Origin of the sequence: Mycobacterium sp., assembly GCF_032159765.1 — a bacterium.
Taxonomy (GTDB): Bacteria; Actinomycetota; Actinomycetes; order Mycobacteriales; family Mycobacteriaceae; genus Mycobacterium.
Window position 1 is genome coordinate 1 of sequence record NZ_JAVHWM010000216.1, and the last position, 19547, is coordinate 19547.

17 protein-coding genes are annotated in these 19547 nt (G+C 65.5%); 10 read left to right on the forward strand and 7 right to left on the reverse strand.

Annotation, left to right across the window (positions count from 1 at the left end; genetic code table 11):
• The coding region (locus QOH60_RS27475; RefSeq protein WP_526425045.1) for an amidohydrolase family protein at positions 1-1026 on the reverse strand (1026 nt) is incomplete at its 3' end.
• A gap of 88 nt (positions 1027-1114) precedes the next feature.
• The gene (locus QOH60_RS27480; RefSeq protein ID WP_526425046.1) at positions 1115-1744 is read right to left on the reverse strand and encodes a TetR/AcrR family transcriptional regulator; all 630 of its coding nucleotides are present in this window, start codon (positions 1742-1744) and stop codon (positions 1115-1117) included.
• A gap of 48 nt (positions 1745-1792) precedes the next feature.
• Between QOH60_RS27480 and QOH60_RS27485 the strand changes: the two genes are divergently transcribed.
• On the forward strand, positions 1793-2674 hold the full coding sequence (locus QOH60_RS27485; RefSeq protein ID WP_526425047.1) for an acyl-CoA thioesterase: 882 nt from the start codon (positions 1793-1795) through the stop codon (positions 2672-2674).
• A 79-nt stretch (positions 2675-2753) separates the two neighbouring features.
• On the opposite strand, the gene QOH60_RS27490 is transcribed toward QOH60_RS27485, so the two are convergent.
• From QOH60_RS27490 to QOH60_RS27510, 5 genes are read right to left on the reverse strand one after another with little or no spacing between them, the layout of a single operon-like run.
• Positions 2754-4223, reverse strand: coding sequence for an acyl-CoA synthetase (locus tag QOH60_RS27490; RefSeq protein ID WP_526425067.1), 1470 nt, complete (start codon positions 4221-4223; stop codon positions 2754-2756).
• A complete protein-coding gene (locus QOH60_RS27495) occupies positions 4220-4996 on the reverse strand; it encodes an SDR family NAD(P)-dependent oxidoreductase (protein WP_526425048.1) in 777 nt (258 codons plus the stop codon). The genes QOH60_RS27490 and QOH60_RS27495 overlap by 4 nt, the downstream gene beginning before the upstream one ends.
• Positions 4993-6522, reverse strand: coding sequence for an AMP-binding protein (locus QOH60_RS27500; RefSeq protein WP_526425068.1), 1530 nt, complete (start codon positions 6520-6522; stop codon positions 4993-4995). Before QOH60_RS27500 ends, QOH60_RS27495 begins: the two co-directional genes overlap by 4 nt.
• Positions 6523-6547: 25 nt before the next feature.
• Positions 6548-7285, reverse strand: coding sequence for a GntR family transcriptional regulator (locus QOH60_RS27505; RefSeq protein WP_526425049.1), 738 nt, complete (start codon positions 7283-7285; stop codon positions 6548-6550).
• 31 nt (positions 7286-7316) lie between these two features.
• The gene (locus QOH60_RS27510) at positions 7317-8936 is read right to left on the reverse strand and encodes an SMP-30/gluconolactonase/LRE family protein (protein WP_526425050.1); all 1620 of its coding nucleotides are present in this window, start codon (positions 8934-8936) and stop codon (positions 7317-7319) included.
• 136 nt (positions 8937-9072) lie between these two features.
• Between QOH60_RS27510 and QOH60_RS27515 the strand changes: the two genes are divergently transcribed.
• From QOH60_RS27515 to QOH60_RS27555, 9 genes are read left to right on the forward strand one after another with little or no spacing between them, the layout of a single operon-like run.
• On the forward strand, positions 9073-9918 hold the full coding sequence (locus QOH60_RS27515; RefSeq protein WP_526425051.1) for an SDR family NAD(P)-dependent oxidoreductase: 846 nt from the start codon (positions 9073-9075) through the stop codon (positions 9916-9918).
• Positions 9919-9971: 53 nt separating this feature from the next.
• The gene (locus tag QOH60_RS27520; protein WP_526425069.1) at positions 9972-11291 is read left to right on the forward strand and encodes an aromatic ring-hydroxylating oxygenase subunit alpha; all 1320 of its coding nucleotides are present in this window, start codon (positions 9972-9974) and stop codon (positions 11289-11291) included.
• The gene (locus QOH60_RS27525; protein ID WP_526425052.1) at positions 11288-13138 is read left to right on the forward strand and encodes a flavin-containing monooxygenase; all 1851 of its coding nucleotides are present in this window, start codon (positions 11288-11290) and stop codon (positions 13136-13138) included. The genes QOH60_RS27520 and QOH60_RS27525 overlap by 4 nt, the downstream gene beginning before the upstream one ends.
• Positions 13135-14055, forward strand: coding sequence for an SDR family NAD(P)-dependent oxidoreductase (locus QOH60_RS27530; RefSeq protein ID WP_526425053.1), 921 nt, complete (start codon positions 13135-13137; stop codon positions 14053-14055). Before QOH60_RS27525 ends, QOH60_RS27530 begins: the two co-directional genes overlap by 4 nt.
• Positions 14048-15199, forward strand: coding sequence for a CaiB/BaiF CoA transferase family protein (locus tag QOH60_RS27535; RefSeq protein ID WP_526425054.1), 1152 nt, complete (start codon positions 14048-14050; stop codon positions 15197-15199). The genes QOH60_RS27530 and QOH60_RS27535 overlap by 8 nt, the downstream gene beginning before the upstream one ends.
• Positions 15189-16340 (forward strand): acyl-CoA dehydrogenase family protein, encoded by a 1152-nt coding sequence (locus tag QOH60_RS27540; RefSeq protein ID WP_526425055.1) that lies wholly within the window; start codon positions 15189-15191, stop codon positions 16338-16340. The genes QOH60_RS27535 and QOH60_RS27540 overlap by 11 nt, the downstream gene beginning before the upstream one ends.
• On the forward strand, positions 16337-17254 hold the full coding sequence (locus tag QOH60_RS27545; protein WP_526425056.1) for an acyl-CoA dehydrogenase family protein: 918 nt from the start codon (positions 16337-16339) through the stop codon (positions 17252-17254). The genes QOH60_RS27540 and QOH60_RS27545 overlap by 4 nt, the downstream gene beginning before the upstream one ends.
• Positions 17251-18471 carry an acyl-CoA dehydrogenase family protein gene (locus QOH60_RS27550; RefSeq protein WP_526425057.1) on the forward strand — a complete coding sequence of 407 codons (1221 nt, stop codon included), beginning with the start codon at positions 17251-17253 and terminating at the stop codon, positions 18469-18471. Before QOH60_RS27545 ends, QOH60_RS27550 begins: the two co-directional genes overlap by 4 nt.
• Positions 18471-19538 carry an acyl-CoA dehydrogenase family protein gene (locus QOH60_RS27555; protein WP_526425058.1) on the forward strand — a complete coding sequence of 356 codons (1068 nt, stop codon included), beginning with the start codon at positions 18471-18473 and terminating at the stop codon, positions 19536-19538. Before QOH60_RS27550 ends, QOH60_RS27555 begins: the two co-directional genes overlap by 1 nt.
• Positions 19539-19547 lie beyond the last annotated feature (9 nt).

The following is a 19547-nucleotide window of genomic DNA, read 5'->3' on the forward strand; positions in this document are numbered from 1 at the left end:
GCATAGCCCCGCCATCTGGGTGAAATCGTCTTCCCAGAACGGCGCGACGTAGACGCAGCGGCGGAAGGCCTCGATCGGATCCTCCAGGAATGACTGCGGCATCTTCCCGTAGACGTTCTTGAACTGCTTGAACAGGTAGGGCACCCAATCCGCGCCGTTCTCGATCGACAGGATGCGCAGATCCGGGTTGCGGGTCAGCGCACCGTGGCAGACCAGCGCTGCCATCGAGTCCTCGATGGGCCGCTTGCCCATCGCCACCATCCGGAAGGAGGTCGGCGCGAATGGCTTGAACTCGTCGCCGGGTTCCCAGTCGTTGAGGTACTCGGAGTATCCGCTGTCCGAGGCGTGCATGGACACGGGGAGGTTGGCCTTGACGCACGCGTCCCAGAACGGGTCGAACTCCTCCATGCCGAACGACCGGGTGCCCCGCAGACCGGGCACCGGCGCGGGCCGGACCAGAACGGTCTTGGCGCCGCGCTCCAGGCACCACTCGAGCTCTTCCAGGGCGCGGTCGACGACGCCCAGATTGATGACGGGCGTGGAGAAGATGCGGCCCTCGTAGTCGAACTGCCACGTCTCATACATCCATTCGTTCAGCGCGTGAACGATGTCGAGGATCAGGTCGGGATCGTCTTTGAGTCGTTCTTCGACCAGGCTGGCCAGGGTCGGGAACATCAACGAGTAGTCCAGGCCGAGCCCGTCCATGACCTCGAGCCGCGCGGCGGGCTCTCGGAACGCGGGGATCGCCTTCATGGGCTTGCCCATCACCTCGCGGAAGCTCTTGCCGCCGCTGCCGTGACGGAAATACTCCTCCTGGGCGCCCGGGCGGGCGACGACCTCGAAGGTGGGGTTCGGGATGTAATCGCTGACCTGGTTGCGCACCATGATCTTGGTGCGGCCGCGGACCTCGATGTAGTCGATGACGTTTTTGCGGTGGTCCGGCAGGAACTTCGTCAGCGCCTCTTTGGGCTCGTAGAAGTGGTTGTCGGCGTCGAACACCGGATAGGGGAGTTCGCGGGCTGTCATGTGCGCCTCCTTGACGTCTGATTGGGCGGTAAGTGGTAATGACGTTACCACACTCCGACCAGCGAAAACAATGCGCTGGTCAGCAGGCTTAAGGGGTCAACCCGCGGGTGCAGAACTCGAAGATGTGGTCCGCCTCGATGGGGGCGCCGTTCAGTTCCACACCCAGCACGCGAAGCCGCATCGCGCCGAGGACGGTCTGCATGATCAGTGCTGCGGTGGCGTCGACGCCGAGGTCGGCACGGATGTCGTTGGCCGCGATGCCGCGCTTGAGGATGTCCTGGATGAGGTGATGCAGCGGCAGCAGCACGCGTGCGTATTCGCGGGGCAGCGACTCGGCCAGGTGATCGTTGTAGTAGGTCAGGCCGCGGTTGATGCTGTCCTGCTTCGTGGATTCCGCGGGCGCACAGATGCGGTCGATCAGCACCCGTAGCGCGTCCAGCGAGGGGAGTCCCTCGGTCTCCTCGCGCCAGCTGTCCGTCGACTCGGCCATGATCTTGTCGATCAGGGCCAGCAGCAGCTCGTCCTTGGTGGAGAAGTGCTGGTAGAAGGACCTCAGTGAGGTCTTCGAGCGTTCCACGACCTCCAGCACCGTGAAGTCGGTGCGCCCGGTCTCAGCAAGGATCGCCAAGGCCGACTTCATGAACCGGCTGGTGCGGGACTCGCCATCGCCGGAGGCAGCGGCGCCCGAGGTCGCGGACCGCCCACTTGCCTTCGCCATGAGAATGACGTTACCGCTTTGGTGGGGCGGTAGGTACTGTGTTGCACCGTGGCAACCGATTCAGCGCAGACGGGATGGACCGTCGACGGCCTGCTCGACCTGTTCGACGTGCAAGCCGACGGACCTGACCGCTACACCGCTCCCACCGGTCTCGCCGGACAGGACGAGCGACAGGTGGTCGAGGGCACACAGGTGCTGGCGCAAGCGATTGTCGCTGTCGCCAAACGATTTCCGGAGAAGTCGGTGCGCTCGGCATCCGCAGTGTTCAGCCGCGCCGTCATGGTCGGCGCACCCGTCGAGCTCGTCATCGACGTCGTCCACGAAGGCCGGTCCACGGCGACCGCGGTCGTCTCCGCCGAGCAGGGCGGCAGGCGCTGCATCGCGATGACGGTATTCACCGACGTGCCGTCGGACGACGTGATCCGCCACCACCTGCCGCGTCCGTCGGTCGCCGCGCCGGCTGACGCGAACGTCTCCGAGATGCCGATGACGGGCCGTCAACTGCGCCTCGTCGACGTCGTCGACGTGAACAGTCCCGACGAGGTGGGGCCGCCCGAGCTGTACGCATGGCTGCACTACGACCCGATCCCGGCGCGCGACGAGCTCGCCAAGGCATTGATCGCGTATTTCACTGGCCACCTTGGCATTTCGACGACGATGCGCGCGCACGAGGGCATCGGCACCGCGCAGGCGCATCTGACGGTGTCGACGGCGCCGATGACAATCTCGGTGAGTTTTCACGAGCCGGTGCGCTGGGACGGGTGGCTGCTGTACACGCACGAGAGCACGCAGGTCGGTGCGGGCATGTCGTATGTGCGCGGTGCTGTGCACACCGAGGAGGGCGAGCTCATCGCTTCGTTCGCCCAGGACGCGATGATCCGCCCGCTGCGCACCAGTGACACCTCGATCAAGGTGGAGTCGCGGCTGTAGGGGACCCGCGTTGCGCCGAAATCTGCACCAGGGTCGTGATTTCGCGAGATCAACAACCCTGGTGCAGATTTCGCGGTAATCAGCTCAACCGGTTCCGCAGTTCGCGCTTGAGTACCTTGCCGTAGCTGTTCTTGGGCAATTCGTCGATGAACTCGTAGCGCTTGGGTCGCTTGAACCGCGCGATGCGCTCGAGCAGGTGTCCGTCGAGTGCGGCAGGATCGGCGGTGCCGACGACGAACGCGACGACGATCTCGCCCCACTCCTCGTCCGGCGCACCCACGACCGCTGCCTCGGAAACGCCGGGGTGCTCCATCAGCACCTCTTCGACCTCGCGGGGGTAGATATTGCTGCCGCCGCTGATCACCACGTCCTTGCTGCGATCCCGCAACGTCAGGTAGCCGCGCGCATCGAAGGACCCCATGTCGCCGGTGTAGAGCCATCCGTCCTTCAGCGTGCTTGCGGTCGCCTCGGGGTTGTTCCAATATCCGGACATGACAACGTCTCCGCGGCAGACGATTTCGCCGATTTCGTCGGCGTCGGCGGGCTGGCCGTCGGCGCGAAACACGGCGACGTCCACCCCGGAGCGCGCATAACCGACAGAGCCCAGCACGGCGTCGTCGGCGTCCAGATGGTCGACGCGCCGAAGGCCCGTGATCGTCATCGGCGCCTCACCCTGTCCGTAGAGCTGCGTGAAGATCGGTCCGAACGCCGTCATCGCCCTCTTCAGGCTGTCGACGTACATCGGACCGCCGCCGTAGACCACGGTCCGCAGATTGCGCGGGCGCGGGCGGCCGGTCTGCACGAGGCGCGCCACCATGGTCGGTGCGAGGAAGCTGCTGCAGCCAGGATGGTGTTCGCACAGATCGAGGAACTCGTCCGCCTCGAACGCGGCCGACTCCGGGATCACCTGCCGCGCGCCGCGCAGCACATAGGGCGGGATGTACAGGCCGGAGCCGTGCGACATCGGAGCTCCGTGAACGAGACTGCAGTTCGCATCGGGTGAGTCGAAATCCGCGAGGTGGGCGACCGTCATCGCCGTCAGGTTGCGATGCGAGAGCATCGCGCCCTTGGAGCGGCCCGTGGTTCCGCTGGTGTAGAACAGCCAGGCCAGCGCCGCCGGGTCGGTGGGCGGCACAACAGCGGGATCAGCCCTGATTCTACCCAAATATGTTGTGCTGGAGACGATCTCGACGGGGACGTGCGTGACGGGGCTGAGCTCGGCCGCGATCCTGGGCGAGGTGAACACGATTGCGGCGCCTGAATCATCAAGAATCTGCTGCATTTCGCGCACGTGGAGCTTGTAGTTGACGGGCACCACCACGCACTGCGCCGCCCAGACCGCGAACATCAGCTCGACGATCTCGGGCCGGTTCTCGCTGGCGATGGCGATCCGGGCACCGGGGCCTGCGGCCTCCCGGATCGAGGTCGCCAGGCGCAATGCCCGGTCGCGCAGTTCATTCCACGTGTGCAGTTGTTTTTCGCCCAGGTAGACAGCGCCGTGGTCGCCGTGTCGCGAGGCCGCCTGGTCGACGAAGGAGAACAGGTTCACTGTCGTGGGACCCATTCCGATTCCAGCGCGAAGTCCGACAGGTACTTCGTCGACGTCCATCCGCCGTCGACCACGATTGTCTGGCCGTTGATGAAACTGCCGCCCTCCGAACACAGGAACGCGACGGTGCTCGCGATGTCCTCGATCGTGCCGAGCCGCTGATGCGGCGTCATCTCAAGGTTCATCTTGCGGAATCGTGGATCCTGCAAGCGCTTTTCCACCATCGGGGTCAGCGTCACGCCCGGCGCCACCGCATTGCACCGGATGCCCTGCGGGCCGTACTGGCAGGCAATGTGAGTAGTCAGCGCGGTCATCCCGCCCTTGGCCGCGGAATATGCTCCGCCGCGAAGGCCGCCCACCACCGCGAACGTCGACGTCACGTTGATGATTGCCGAGCCGGGTGGCATGTGCGGTATCACGTCGCGGGCCAGCCGAAACGGGGCCCGCAGCATCACGCCAAGGAAGTAGTCAAGCGTCTCGTCGTCGGTCTCGTGCAAGGGCTTTGGACTGCCCACGCCCGCGTTGTTGATCAGGAAGTCGACGTGACCCCAACGCTCGACCGCGAGATCGACGATCTGCTTAGGCGCGTCGTCGGCGGTCAAGTCCACCGCGACAGTCGCGATGCGCTCCGGATCACCGACCGCGCGCTCGAGCTCCGCCAGGCGACTCTCGTCGCGACCAGTCCCGACCACCGCCATGCCGGCTTGCGCGAGTTTGGTCGCGCACCCGAACCCGATGCCGCTGCTGGCGCCCGTCACGATCGCTACTTTCATCTTTTTGTCCCTTGCTCGATGAGCGCTGCGCGGATGCGGTGCTTGAGCACCTTTCCCGCGTCGTTCTTGGGCAGCGTGTCCCAAATGGCAACCTGCTCAGGCAGTTTGAATCGCGCGATGCCGCGTGCTTCGAGATAGGCAGCCAAGGCGGCGACGTCGGGCTCAGGATCGGCCGCACCGACTATGACCGCGCACGCCCGCTCCCCGGTGCGATCGTCGGGCAGTCCGACGATCGCCACCTCCGCGATGCCCGGGTGGCCGGTCAAGAGGTCTTCGATTTCCTTCGCCGAGATGTTCTCGCCGTTGCGGATGATGATGTCCTTGGCGCGGCCCGTCACCACGAGATACTCATTGTCGATCCACCGACCGAGATCGCCTGTCCGGAAATAGCCGTCGGCGTCGAAGGCCGCGGCGTTGTCCTCGGGATGGCTGTAGCCGACCAGCATCTGGGGACCCAGCGCGGTGATCTCGCCGCATCCCGGTGGCGCCGACGGGTGATCGACGAGCCGGATATCGGCGATGCCCGGCCGCCCGTCGGTGTCGGCGGCATAGTCCGCTTCGTCGCGACGCATGGCGCCGACAGTGGTCACCGGCACCTCCGTCGACCCATACACGCGGCTGACGACAGCGTTTTCGAAATACGAAGCCGCGCTGCGGATCAACGACGGCGACACCGAGGCTCCGCCGCAGATGAACACCTTGAGATCGGGCAGGCGGGTGCCGGCGCGTTCGGCCGCGTCGAGCAACTGCGAGAGGAACGGGGTTGCTCCCGCCATGTGGCTGGTGTGCTCGCGCTGCATCAACGTGACCGCGGTGTCGGCGTTCCAGCGGTCCATCAGCACCGCGGTCGTACCGAGCAGCAGCGGGCATTCGAAGGCATAGATCGATCCGCCGATATGGGCGATCGGCGATGGGACCAGGAACCGGTCGCCCGGATCGATGGACCAATGGTCTCGAATCTGGCGAATCAGTGCGTGAATTGAATTGTGGCTATGCAGAACGCCTTTCGCACGACCGGTGGTCCCCGAAGTGTAGAGCACCATGCGGACCGCATCTGGGTCCAGCGTCGGCAGATCGACGGGGCCCGGGGAGTCCTCCAACAGCTTTTCGTAGCTGAGCTGGCCGGCTAGCGCCTCGCCGCGGACCACTACAGTTTCCGGTGGCGAGTCGATATCCAGCCGCGCCAGCATCGCTGCGTAGTCGTGACCGCCGAATCGATGCGGCACGAAGACCATTCGGCTCTGGGCATCGGAGATGATGAACCGCAGTTCGTTGTCGCGCAGGGACGGCAGGATCGGGTTCACGACTATCCCGGCCAGGGTGGCAGCGAGGTAGACCACCGCAGCCTCATACCAGTTCGGCAGCATGAACGACACGACGCTGCCCGTGGGCATGCGCACTGCCATCTGGTGCGCGAGCACCGTCGACTGGTCGCGCAGGCCGGCACAGTCGAGGCGAATATCGCCGTCCACCAACACCGTTCGGTGCGGAGTGGTGTCAGCGGCCTCGTGCAGCGCGTCGGCCATTGTGGCGCCGGCCCTCACGGCGCACCTAGCCCTTCACCCGGCGCATCGTCATCGAGTGCCGGAATCGGGACGACGGGTGCGTGTTGATCGTCACCTGGGCGATCTCGCCGTCGGACGTGGTGTAGGTGCGCTGCATCTCCAAGGCCGCGGTTCCGGCATCGATGCTCAGGCGTTCGGCCAGCTCGGGCGTGATCACCACTGCCGCGATCTGCTGATGCACCTCGACGACGCTGACGCCGAAAAGGTCCTCGATCAGCGGGAAGATGGGGCCGGTGTGTCGCTGCAGGAGCCGCCCGACCGCGGCGAAGGCACGGTTGATGTAGTACTCGGTCTGGCAGACCGGCACCGACGCGCCGTCGGCCCGTCGATAGCCCCGCACCGCAAGCCACTGCGTGCTGACCGGCAACCCGGTTCGGCCGGAGAGGTTTTCGTCGATCGTCACCATTGCGTTGGATTCGATCGAGAACTGGGCGCCCGCGGCGAACGCGAGCAGGTCGTTGATCGTCATCACATCCTGGGCATACGAACTTGCCGCCGTGCGCGGTACGACCAGCGTGCCTGCACGAGGCCGTGACGCCACGAGGTTGTCCTCACGCAGGCGGCGCAGCGCCTCGCGAACGGTGTAGCGGCTGACCGCGAATCGCTCGCAGAGCTCGTGCTCGGTGGGCAGCTGCGAACCCACCGGATACACGCCGTCGACGATCTCCTTGCGCAGCGTCCGCGCCACCTGCAGGTAGCGGTGCTCCACCGGCGACAGTGTCATGGGCCGATCCGCTTCGCTTCTCGCTGCCGCGTCACGTGCGCCTCAATGCCACGATGCTGCCATCGCCGTCGGCCGAGACGAATAGCGTGCCGTCGGGCCCGGCAGTGATGCCCGCGAACGGGCCCTGTGGCCCAGAGAACGGCGGCAGCCCCTTGAGCGGTTTGGCTACCACCCCAGGCGGCGGACCGATTGGCAATCCGGACGCGATCGTTCTGCGGGTACCGGTGATCAGGTCGGCCTCGACCACCTCCCTGGCGCCGGCGTCGACGATGTAGAGCCTGCCGTTGAGCACGAGAATGCCTTGCGGCCGGTGCAATTCGGCGACCACCGTTTCGGTCCCAGAACTCGTCACTCGGGCCACCCGCCCGCCGCCCGACTCTGCGACGAGCACGTGCCCGTCGGGTTCGAACGCGACGCCCACGGGGTCCTGCAGTCCAGACGCCAGCGTCTCGCGGTTTCCCGACCGCAACGAATGCACCCGGCCGGTGCCGAGTTCGGCGAACACGATGCCCGCCGGGCCGATCGCAATCCCGTAGAGCTGGTCGAATCCGTCTGCCAGCACTTCAGTTTCGCTCGCGGCCGGCCGATACCGTGACACGTCTCCGCTCGACGTCGTCGCGACGAACTCGCCGGGGCCGGACGACGCGAGCCCGCGCAGGTACCCCGGATAGCCGGGGGAGAACAGCATCGCGACGGTGTCCAGCGTGCCGTCGGCAGCCAGTACGTAGAAATAGGGGCCGTCGGCGATGTACAGCTGGCCGTCTTCGCCGATCGCGAGATCCAGCGGCCAGTTGAACCCGCCAGGAATCAGCGAACGTGCCTCGCCGCTGTGCGAGATCTCGGTGATTTCGCCTGTGAAGTTCGAGACGTAGACGCGGTCGCCGGCGAACGTGAGGTTGTCCAGTCCCGGGGTAAGGGCCGCGAGGACGGTCCGTTGCCCGTTGCGAGGATCGATGCGCAACACCTGTCCGCTGGCCACCTGTGTCGAAACGATGAAGCCGTCGGAGTCGAACTTGACCGCCGTCGGCCCACCCAGGTCGGCGGCGACCGTTTGTGCCGTCGCACCGCCTTTCTTGCTCCTCGCGTCCGCGCCGTCGAGTCCGACGCGCCAGATCTCGTTGGCACCCATCACCGGGAAATAGAGCATGCCGTCAGGACCGACCTCGATGGCATTCGGTGACGGGACGTCCTCCAGCAACACCCTCGGCTCGCCGCCATTGAGGTCGAGCTCGAGCAGGCGCCCGCCCTCACGGAATTCGCCGACGAACAAGCGGCCCTGATGAACCGTGATGCCATTCGCCAACGGGATGTCGTCGCGCAACACTTGGGTGCGGCCGCGGGCGTCGAGCGCACTGACCCGGGCGTCCATCACTTCGGTGGCGTACAGGGTGCCGTCCGGTCCGAACGCGACATCATCGGGAGCGACGATGTCGCCACCTTTCGGGCTCACCGCCTGGACCTCGCCCGTGGCCAGGTCCACGGCGCTGATCTGGCTGCCACTCACCTGCGCTACATAGATCCGTCCGTCAGGGCCCGTCCGCAAACCGTTGGCGCCGAAGAGCCGGCTCGGGGGCGTGACGCGCTCGAATCGCCAGCCGTCGGCGACATTGGGGGGATTCGCGGCTGGATACCGGTTGCCTTGCGCCGACATGGCAACCGACGTTATCAACTGCTGCTAGTCCAGACAATAGGGGCTGATCGACCTCCAGACTGTCTTGACGCGGCGATAATGGCTGCGGAATAGTGTTCTGCAATATGCAGAGCTGCACGTCTTGTCCGGACAAATCATGAACGATGTCCTGACGCTGGATGGCCGCGTCGTCGTCGTATCCGGCGCCGGTGGCGGCGGTATCGGCACGACGGTGACGAGCATGGCCGCCGGCGCCGGCGCGACGGTGGTCGCGGTGAGCCGGTCGAAGGAGAACCTCGACGAGCACGTGGCCCCGTTGGCGCAGCAGGGGTTGTCGGTGATCCCGGTCGCAGCCGACGCATCGACCGACGAGGGCATCGCCGCGGTAATGGATGAGGTGCGACGCACGGACGGCAACCTGTACGGGCTCGTCAACATCGCGGGCGGGGCAGCCCCGCAGACGTGGATGCCGGCGACGCGGGTGAACCGGTCGGACTGGCGGCAGCTGTTCACGGCCAACCTCGAGACTGCGTTCTTCATGAGCCAGGCGATCGCGGCGGAATTGCGCGCGCGCAAACTGCCCGGGTCCATCGTCTCGGTCTCGTCGATCAGCGGCATGAACACCGCGCCGTTTCACGTCGCCTACGGCACGGCGAAGGCCGCCGTCGCCGCGATGACCCGAACGATGGCAGTGGAATTGGCGCTGGACGGCATCCGCGTCAATGCCGTCGCCCCGGGCGTCACCGAGACGGCTGCGTCGCGCACATACGTCGACGAGGACCCCGACCGGGACCGCCAGGCCATCGCGATGGGCAGGCGCGGGCGGCCCGAGGAACAGGCCGGCGCAATACTTTTCCTGCTGTCGGACCTGTCGACCTACATCACCGGCCAGACGCTGCTCGTCGATGGCGGTCTGAGCCTGAAATGGAGCCACCTTGCCGCGGACAACACCTCGTTGTTCCTCAAAGACGAATCCTTCCGCGCGGCGATCAAGGAGCAGTAGTGACTGAATTGAAAGGCACAGAAACCTCTGCAGCAGAGGAACTTTCGGAGCCGATGACCATCGGGGTGGACGCATACATCTCCGAAGACTATGCACGCGCCGAGCGTGACAGGCTGTGGCGCAAAGTGTGGCAGCAGGTCGGCCGGGTCGAGGAAGTGCCCGAGGTCGGCAGCTATCTGACGCATGACATTCTCGACGACTCGATCATCGTGGTGCGCACCGGGCCCCACGAGTTCGCGGCCCACCACAACGTGTGCATGCACCGGGGCCGCCGGCTGATCAACACCCCGCAGGGTGCCAAGAACGCTTGCGGCAGAACGCGAAAGTCGTTCGTGTGCGGTTTCCACGGCTGGACTTACGGGCTGGATGGCGCGTGCACCCACATCCGCGAGCAGGACGACTGGAAGGGCGTGTTGACACCCGACCTCACCCATCTCGCGCCGGTGAAGGTGGACACCTGGGGCGGCTGGCTGTGGATCAACATGGACCCCGACTGCGAGTCACTGCAGGACTATCTCTTTCCCGCCGCCAAGATCCTCGACCCGTTCGGCCTGGAGAACATGCGTTACAAGTGGCGCAAGTGGCTGAACTTCGACTGCAACTGGAAGGTCGCGATGGAGGCCTTCAACGAGACCTATCACGTCTTCACCACGCATCCGGAGTTCAACAAGTTCGGCGAGTTCAAAGGATGGGCGAAAGCTCAAGGCAGACACAGCAACATCGGTTACGACGCGCCCGCGGACCTGGAGGAGACGAAGAGCAAGATCCGCCTCGGCACAGGCGATCCGCGCATCTCGACAGCGGAGATGCAGGTGTACACGATGGAGGAGACCAACGCCACCACGACGCAGACGCTGGTGAACGCCGCGAAGCGACTCGTCGACGAATTACCCGAGGGCACACCGGCGGACAAGGTTCTCGAGCACTGGCTGTCGTCCGCACGCCGCGACGACGAGGCCCGCGGGGTGCGCTGGCCGACGATCCCGGCCGACATCCTGGGCCAGAGCGGCACTGCATGGCAGATCTTCCCGAACTTCCAGGTGGGCCAGGGCCTCACCAGCGCGCTGTGCTACAGCGCCCGCCCCGACCCCAGCTACAACCCGGACAAGTGCATCTTCGAGGTCGCGGTGTTCGAGCTTTTCCCGAAAGGCCAAGAGCCGCAGACTGAATGGCAGTACACCCCGGTGGGCGACCCCCGGTGGCTGTCGGTGCTGCCGCAGGACTTCTCGAACATGGCCGCGGTGCAACAGGGCATGAAATCCCTTGGCTTCCGGGGCACCAGGCCTAATCCGTACCGCGAGCGCAGCACGGTCAATCTTCACTACCAGCTGTCGAAGTACATGGGCACAGGCGAGCCAGAGGAGCTGCGATGACGATGTTCGACACCTGCGGGCCGACGCAGACCCCGGACGACATCGACATCGAGGCGCTGCAGGAAAAGTATCTGCATGAGCGCGACAAGCGCTTGCGCGCGGACGGGGCGAATCAGTACCTGGAGCTGAAGGGTGACTTCGCCGACTTCTACGAATCTGACCCGTACACGCCGGTGGCGCCGCGAGATCCGATCGCAGAAGACGTGAACGTGGTCGTCCTCGGCGGCGGTATCACCGGACTGCTGGCCGGCGCGCATCTCAAGAAGGCTGGCGTCGATGACGTCCGGGTGATCGAGATGGCAGGCGACTTCGGCGGGGTCTGGTATTGGAACCGCTTCCCCGGAATCCAATGCGACAACGATGCCTACTGCTACATCCCGATGCTCGACGAGCTGAACATCGTGCCGTCGAAGAAGTTCGCCGACGGCGCTGAGATCTTCGAGCACTGCAAGCGGATCGGAAAGCACTTCGGGCTCTACGACGGAGCGATCTTCTCGACGCAGGTGCGCGACCTGCGCTGGGAGGACTCACTTCAACGCTGGCGAATCAGCACCAACCGCGGCGACGACATCCGCGCCCGCTTCGTGGTGATGGCGCAAGGTTCCTACAACCGCCCAAAGCTGCCAGGCATCCCCGGGATCAAGGACTTCAAGGGTCATACGTTCCACTCGGCTCGTTGGGACTACGACTACACCGGCGGTAACGCGGGCGGTGATCTGCACAAGTTGGCCGACAAGCGGGTGGCGCTCATCGGGACGGGCGCGACGGGCGTTCAACTCGTGCCGCACTTGGGCCGAGATGCCAAGCACCTCTACGTGTTCCAGCGCACGCCGTCGTCCGTCGACGAGCGCGGGAACACCCTGACCGATCCGGAATGGGCGAAGACGCTGCAGCCAGGTTGGCAGGAGGAGCGCAAGCGCAACTTCCACAATTGGTCACCGTTTGTGGGCGTGGTTTTCGGAGAGCCGGATCTGGTTTGCGACTTCTGGACCGAACTGGGACGCAACATGACCGCACGGATCGCGGCCACCGACGATCCTGCATCGATTGGCATCGAGCAGATCATGGCGATTCGGGAAGAGGAAGATTTCAAGATCATGGAGCGGCTGCGGCGCCGCATCGGCGACGTCGTCGGCGATCCCGCAATCGCCGAGACGCTCAAACCCTACTACCGGTTCATGTGCAAGCGTCCGTGCAGCAGCGACGAATATCTGCCGACCTTCAATCGTCCGAACGTCACGCTGATCGACGTGGCGGAGTCCAAGGGCGTCGAAAGGCTGACAGAAAATGGCATCATCGCCAACGGCGTTGAGTACGAGGTCGACTGCGTCATCTTCGCCAGTGGTTTCGAAATCTCCACCGAAATGAGCCGACGATACGCTATCGACATCATCGAGGGTCGCGACGGTGTATCGCTTTTCGATCACTGGAAGGACAGCTACAAGACCCTGCACGGGATCACCAGTCGCGGTTTCCCCAACCAGTTCTTCACTGGCTTCATCCAGGGTGCGGTTTCGGCCAACACCACCGCGATGTTCGAGCAACAGGCCGAGCACATCGCCTACCTCATTGCGGAAGCGCAGAAGCGAGGCGCAACGACCGTGGAGCCAAGTCAAGAGGGTCAGGACAACTGGGTGAACACCATCCGGGAGCTCGCGATCGACAACTCCGCATTCGAACTCTCCTGCACCCCTGGTTATTACAACAACGAGGGGCGCGGTGGTGGAGAACGCAAAACCGGCGCGTTCCTCGGCGACTTTTATTCGCCCGGCTTCTATGAATTCGATGACTTACTGAAGCAGTGGCGTGCCAAAGGCGATCTGGAGGGCCTGGAGTTGGGCACATGACGGCCGAGCTTCGATTCGGCGGCCGTGTCGCGGTCGTGACGGGCGCCGGTCGTGGATTGGGGCGCGCCTACGCGGAATTGCTGGCCTCGCGGGGCGCGAAGGTCGTTGTGAACGACTCGGGTGGCACGCTGGCCGGTGACGGTAGCGACGCTGGGCCCGCTGCGGAGGTGGTGGCGGCGATCACCGCTGAGGGCGGCGAGGCGGTGGCGTGCACCGAATCCGTCGCGACCGCAGAGGGTGGCCGGGCGATCGTCGGCTCCGCGCTCGAGCATTACGGCCGGATCGACATCCTGATCCACAACGCCGGCAACGTCCGTCGCGCGTCCCTGAAGGAGATGACCTACGACGACTTCGACGCCGTGCTCGACGTCCACCTCCGCGGCGCTTTCCACGTTGTCAGGCCGGCGTTTCCGGCGATGTGCGACGCCGGCTACGGCCGGATCGTGCTGACGTCGTCGATCGGCGGTCTGTACGGCAATCACGATGTCGCCAATTACGCGGCCGCCAAGGCGGGCGTGATCGGCCTGTCCAATGTTGTTGCGCTTGAGGGTGCTTCGGAGGGGGTCAAGTGCAACGTGATCGTGCCTGGTGCCGTCACGCGGATGGCGGCCGGGCTTGACACGTCGGCCTACCCGCCGATGGGCCCTGAACTCGTGGCACCCGCGGTGGGCTGGCTCGCGCACGAATCCTGTTCGGTGACAGGCGAGATCTTCACCGCGATCGCCGGAAGGATGGCGCGGGTGGCCGTCGCCGAGACTCCCGGGGTCTACCGCCCGTCCTGGTCGATCGAAGATGTTGACGACAATCTGACGGCCATCCGCGACATGGCGGATCCCTTTGTGCTGCCGGTGGTTCCGAATGGTCATGCCGAGCACATCGGATACAGCTTTGCGATGGCGAGTTCGCATCATGACTAGCACTGGGCCGCTGCTCGGCGTTCGCGTCATCGACCTGACGGCGATGGTGATGGGGCCGTACTGCACCCAGATCATGGCCGACATGGGCGCCGACGTGATCAAAGTCGAGCCGCCAGAAGGAGACAACACGCGTTACATCTCCGTGGGGCCGGCGCCCGGCATGAGTGGCGTGTTCGTCAACGTGAACCGCGGCAAGCGCAGCATCGTTCTGGATCTGCGCACCGACGAAGGCAAGTTCGCGCTGCGCGAACTCCTCAAGGACGCCGACGTGTTCATCCACTCGATGCGGTCCAAGGCCGTCACCAAGCTCGGCTTCTCCTACGACGACGTCGCCGCGATCAACCCGGCGGTCGTCTACACCAACTGCTACGGCTACGGCAGGCGCGGGCCAGACCGCGACAGGCCGGCATACGACGACACGATCCAGGCCGAGTGCGGCCTGCCCGCAGTCCAAGAGCAACTCACCGGCGAAGCGAACTATGTCGGCACCATCATGGCCGACAAGGTGACCGGCCTGACCGCCCTGTACGCCACGATGATGGCGTTGTTCCACCGCGAACGCACCGGGGAGGGACAGGAAGTCGAGGTCAGCATGTTCGAGACGATGGCGACATTCATGCTTGTCGAGCACGCCAACGGTGCGATGTTCGATCCGCCGCTCGGCCCCGCGGTGTACCCGCGCACGGTGGCTCCCAATCGAAAGCCCTACCGCACCAAGGACGGTCACATCGCCGCGCTGATCTACAACGACAAGCACTGGAACGCGTTCATCGACGCGGTGCGGCCGCCGTGGGCCAGCGACCTGTACTCGACGCTCGAGCTGCGCGCACGCGAGATCGACACCGTGTACGGCCTGGTGGCAGAGACGTTGCGTGAGCGCACCACCGATGAATGGCTCGAGCTGTTCAGCGAACTCGAGATTCCCGCCGCGCCCATTAACACACCCGACGCACTTTTCGATCATCCGCATCTGAACGCGGTGGGGCTGTTCGAGACCGTTCAGACCCCGCATGGTCCGGTGCGGTTTCCCGGTGTGCCGACGTGGTTTTCGCGTACCCCGGGTCGGGTTGCCGGGCCCGCACCCGAACTCGGTGCAGACACGGTCGAGGTGCTCAAGGAGGCAGGGGTGGACTGTGGACTTTGACATGGGCGCCGACGCGACACAACTTCGCAGCAGCCTTCGTGAACTTGTGAAAACTCATGTGCCGGAAACTTTTCTGGGCGCGTTTACCGACGACCCCGCCGATCTGGAAGCAGCGCAGCGGTTCTGCCGCACGCTGGCCGACCAGGGCCTGCTAGCCATGTCCTGGCCGGAGGAGTTCGGCGGCAAGGACGCCTCGGTGTGGGAGCAGACCGTGGTGCGCGAGGAGATGTGGGCGCATCACGAGCCACGCGGGGCGCAGTACATGGGAGTCAACTGGGTCGGGCCGATCATCATGCGCCACGGCACACCCGAGCAGCAGCGCCAGCACCTGCCGCCCATCGCGGCGGGCGAGGTGATCTGGTGCCAGGGCTTCTCCGAACCCGAAGCAGGCTCAGACCTCGCGTCGCTGCGGACCAGTGCCCGCCGCGACGGCGACGGATGGCGGGTGAACGGCCAGAAGATCTGGACGTCGTACGCCACGATGGCGCAGTGGTGTTTCCTGTTGGCCCGAACATCCAAGGGAGAGAAGAAACAACAGGGCTTGACGATCTTCCTCGTCCCGATGGACAACCCCGCGATCCAGGTCCGCCCGATCCGGGCGATGCTGGGACCGCACCACCTCAACGAGGTGTTCTTCGACGACCTGAGAGTCACCGACGCCGACGTCCTGGGCCCGGTCGACGGCGGGTGGTCGATCGTGCAGGACGTGATGTCCTTCGAGCGGGTCGGCATCGCCCGCTACGCCCGCTGCGAGCGACTGCTGGCCGCGGCGCCGAACGTGCTGGGCGACCGGTGGGACGAGCTGCCCGCTGAGCTGCGTGGCCGGTGGGCGCGCATGCTGACCCACTGCCGCCGTGCGCGCCTCCTTGCTTACCGCGTGGTCTCGCTGCAGAGCAGCGGGCGGATCCAGCCCGGCGACGCTGCGGCATACCGGATCGCGGTCACCAAGCTCGACCAGGACAGCGCGGAGGTCCTGATGGAGATCATCGCTTCGGTGCCGCGTGCCGACGAGGCGTCGAAGTACTTCCGCGCAGAGGTCGAGGACCACTGGCGCTACTCGCAGGCGTCCACTGTGGCGTCGGGCAGCATCGAAGTGCAAAGGATGTTGCTGTCCCGGGCAATGCTGGCGGATGCCAAATGATCCTCGACCTGGGCGACGAAGCCAAAGAGTACGGGCGGGAAGCACTTCGCGCTTTCGAGGCCGCCGGTGGCGACCAGCTGGTCCAACAGGCAGAGGCCAAACCCGACGGCCGCGAATCGCTTGTCGGGCCGGTGCTCGATGCGCTGGGTGCGGCCGAACTCGACCCCCGTGCCGACCCCGACTCGGCGGAAGCGGCCGCGGCGCTGTGCCGCAGCGCGGGTTACTGGGCGCTGCCGTATCCCGTGGCCGAGCGGCTGGCGCGGCCAACCGACATCGACGTCGACGGACTTGTCGTCGTTGTACCCGAAACGCCGGAAGCGTCTCTAGGGAGTCTCCAAAGCCATTGGGCTGCAGTCACACTGGACGGCCAGCGAAGCACGGTGACAGGCCACGGAGCTGGGGGGCCGGCATTCGTCACCACGCTCAAACTGTCGGCGGTCGATGAGAACGGCGCCGGCGACGTCGCGCTCGGGTTGCTTCTCCCGTGCTGGACGCTGCTCGGAATGCTGGACCGTGCCATCGAACTCACCATCGCGCACGTCAAGCTGCGCAAGCAGTTCGGCCAGCCGCTCTCGTCGTTCCAGAGTGTCCAGTTCCAGTTGACCGACGCCGAGGTCGAGCGCAGCGGGCTGGATATCCTGGCCAAATACGCACTCTGGAGCACCGCGAACGGATCTGACGACGCGCTCGACGACGCGCTGGCCGCCAGGCTCGCCGCGATCGAGGCCGCCGAAGTCGTCTTCCGGGTCTGTCACCAGTTGCACGGGGCCGTCGGGTTCTGCGACGAGACGACGCTGTCATGGCTGTCGCGGTACAGCCAGCCGCTGCGGCGGCTACCGATGGGACTTTCTGCCACCCGGGACGTTCTGACGTCTCGCGTCGGCCGTCGGGGCCTGAAGGGCCTCTACGCGTGAGCCGCGCCCAAGCTCAGTTCCGGCGGCAGGTTCGTGACTGGTGCGCCGAGCACATTCCCCGTGACTGGCGCGCGGCCCAAACCGGAGTCAGCGACGAGGAATTCGTCCGGTTCCAGAAGGAGTGGTTCGCCGAACTCCACAGTGCGGGATACGCGGTGCCGCATTGGCCGGGGGAGTGGGGCGGGGGACTGCGGACGCGAGGAGCAGAAGGGCGGTTGCGGACGCGAGGAGCAGAAGGGCGGATGTCCGTAGCCGAGCAGATCGTGTTGTATCAGGAACTCGCGGCCCACGACGCTCCCCGGCTCGTGCTGGCGTTCGTCGGAATCCACCATGCCGCATCGACGTTGCTCGCCGCGGGCACCGACGCGCAGCGCCGCCGCCACCTTCCCGCGATTCTCGACGGCGAGATCTGGGTTCAGGGCTTCTCCGAACCGGAAGCCGGCTCCGACCTCGCCAGCCTGCGCACGTCAGCGCGCAGGAACAGTGACTCCTATGTGGTGAACGGCCAGAAGCTGTGGGCGAGCGGCGGCATGCACGCCGATTGGTGCCTGCTTCTCGCCCGGACCGACCCGGATGCGCCCAAACGCAAGGGCATCTCGTATTTTCTGCTGGACATGTCCACTCCGGGCGTCGAGGTGCGGCCCATACGCAACGCCGTCGGCGAATCGCATTTCTGCGAGATCTTCCTCAACGACGTCGTGATTCCGTCGGCGAACCTTGTCGGCGAGGAGAACGCGGGATGGCAGGTGGCGCAAGCCACCCTGGGGGCCGAGCGGGGCATGACGATGCTGGAACTCGCAGAGCGGCTCGGCCACGCGGGCTTCCGCCGGCTTCTGGACACGTGCCCGCTCGACGATCCCGTCGTGGCCGACCGGCTGGCGCAGTTCGACATCGAGATCACCGGGCTGCGGGGGATGTGCCGCGATGTGGTCGAGGCCCACGAATCAGGATCCTTGGGTCCGGCCGACGCTTCGGTCGTGAAGCTCTACTACAGCGAATTGCTGCAGCGCATGACGGATTTCGGTGCTGAGGTTGCCGGGCTTGCGGCGAATACGGAGCTCGCCAAACCCGTGTCCAGCGGATGGGAATCCGGCTCGACGGTGCTTGACTTCATCGGCTCGTGGGAATGGACCATCCCCGGAGGCGCGAGCGAGATCCAACGCACCATCATCGCGGAACGCGGACTCGGGTTGCCCAGAGAGCCGAGCGCAGTCTGATGAGCGATTTCACGGAATTCCACTCCGAATTGCGTTCGGTGGCAAGGGATCTGCTCGCCCCGCGCACGCGAGGAGCAGAGAGGGTCGGAGATGCTGACTGGCAACAGATCGCAGACGCCGGATGGGCCGGGCTCGAGGTAGGTGAGGACCTCGGCGGCGCTGGCGCGAGCTTCGGCGAGGTCGCGATCATCGCCGAGGAGATGGGCCGCGCCGCGTCAACCACCGCGTATCTTTCAGGCGCCGTCCTCTCCGTCGGCACACTCAACGCACTGCGCGCAGATGCGGCCCGAAATCAATTGCTCACCGACATCGCGACCGGCGCCAGGCGTACTGCAGCGGTGCTATCGACGGATGGTGAGAGCCCTTACGCCTCTGCGCCTTTCAGAATCGATTTGGCCCTGCACCTCACAGGCTCAGCCACATTCGTACCGGACGCCGACGGCGCCGACCGTCTCCTGCTGCTAGCCGATGCCGCTGACGGCCCCGTGGTCGTCGATGTTGCCGCCGACGGATTGTCGGTGACGCCGCAGCCTGTTCTCGACGAGACCCGTCGGCTGTCCGCCGTGCAGGCCGACATCACTGTCGACGCATCGGCCGTGCAGACATTCGACGGAGATCCGGCGCTGCAGATCCGCAGGCTGTATGACCGCGCCTCGGCCGCGATCGCCGCCGACAGCCTCGGCGTCAGCGAGGCGATGCTCGCCGCGACGGTGTCCTACGCCTCTGTCCGGCATCAGTTCGGCCGGCCGATCGGCTCGTTCCAAGCCGTCAAGCATGCCTGCGCGGACATGTTCGTGCGGATTTTGGTTGCCCGCCAACTTGTTCGGGCCGCAGTGGACGCGATTGCCGACGATGACCACGACGCGAGCACCGCGGCGTCGATGGCGAAGGCATACACGTGCGCCGCTGCTGTCGACATCGCTGGCAAGGCCATGCAGCTGCACGGCGGCATCGGCTACACGTGGGAGAGCGGTATTCACGTCTATCTCAAACGCGCGCTGCTGAACCGGTCGCTGTTCGGTTCGCCCGCCGCGCATCGAAAACGTCTCGCCGAGCGGTACCGATAAAGGAGTAGC

Coding starts and splice junctions, on each gene's coding strand:
- QOH60_RS27520 (WP_526425069.1), top strand. CDS start 9,972: ATGACCATCGGGGTGGACGCATACATCTCCGAAGACTATGCACGCGCC.
- QOH60_RS27515 (WP_526425051.1), top strand. CDS start 9,073: ATGAACGATGTCCTGACGCTGGATGGCCGCGTCGTCGTCGTATCCGGC.
- QOH60_RS27480 (WP_526425046.1), bottom strand. CDS start 1,744: ATGGCGAAGGCAAGTGGGCGGTCCGCGACCTCGGGCGCCGCTGCCTCC.
- QOH60_RS27530 (WP_526425053.1), top strand. CDS start 13,135: ATGACGGCCGAGCTTCGATTCGGCGGCCGTGTCGCGGTCGTGACGGGC.
- QOH60_RS27545 (WP_526425056.1), top strand. CDS start 16,337: ATGATCCTCGACCTGGGCGACGAAGCCAAAGAGTACGGGCGGGAAGCA.
- QOH60_RS27525 (WP_526425052.1), top strand. CDS start 11,288: ATGACGATGTTCGACACCTGCGGGCCGACGCAGACCCCGGACGACATC.
- QOH60_RS27500 (WP_526425068.1), bottom strand. CDS start 6,522: ATGGCCGACGCGCTGCACGAGGCCGCTGACACCACTCCGCACCGAACG.
- QOH60_RS27535 (WP_526425054.1), top strand. CDS start 14,048: ATGACTAGCACTGGGCCGCTGCTCGGCGTTCGCGTCATCGACCTGACG.
- QOH60_RS27505 (WP_526425049.1), bottom strand. CDS start 7,285: ATGACACTGTCGCCGGTGGAGCACCGCTACCTGCAGGTGGCGCGGACG.
- QOH60_RS27495 (WP_526425048.1), bottom strand. CDS start 4,996: ATGAAAGTAGCGATCGTGACGGGCGCCAGCAGCGGCATCGGGTTCGGG.
- QOH60_RS27510 (WP_526425050.1), bottom strand. CDS start 8,936: ATGTCGGCGCAAGGCAACCGGTATCCAGCCGCGAATCCCCCCAATGTC.
- QOH60_RS27555 (WP_526425058.1), top strand. CDS start 18,471: ATGAGCGATTTCACGGAATTCCACTCCGAATTGCGTTCGGTGGCAAGG.